Below are 265 nucleotides of genomic sequence, written 5' to 3' on the forward strand. Positions count from 1 at the left end.
GGCCGGGGAATGCGTGGCGCAGCGGCGCCTGCAGGAGGCGGTCCGTGCGCTGCAGCAGCGCGCCGAGCAGCAATCCCTCCGGTCCCTGCTGGGCTTCCAGTTGCAGATCGTTGCCCTCCTTGAGCAGGAAGACGCCCGCATGCAGCACGCCCGGCCACGCGCGCAGCGCGGCGCACAAGGCTTCGGACAACGTATGTGCGTCTTCCGCCTCGTCGAGCGCGGCCTGCACGCGGGCGCGCAGGTCCAGCAGGGCGCGCAGGCCGGC

At 73.2% G+C, this 265-nt stretch carries 1 pseudogene; it reads right to left on the reverse strand.

From position 1 onward, the window contains the following. Positions 1–265, reverse strand: a pseudogene (locus ACEN88_RS35570) (GGDEF domain-containing protein); the annotation flags it as partial.

This window comes from Massilia sp. CT11-108 (assembly GCF_047302915.1).
GTDB classification, from domain to species: Bacteria; Pseudomonadota; Gammaproteobacteria; order Burkholderiales; family Burkholderiaceae_D; genus Telluria; species Telluria orientalis.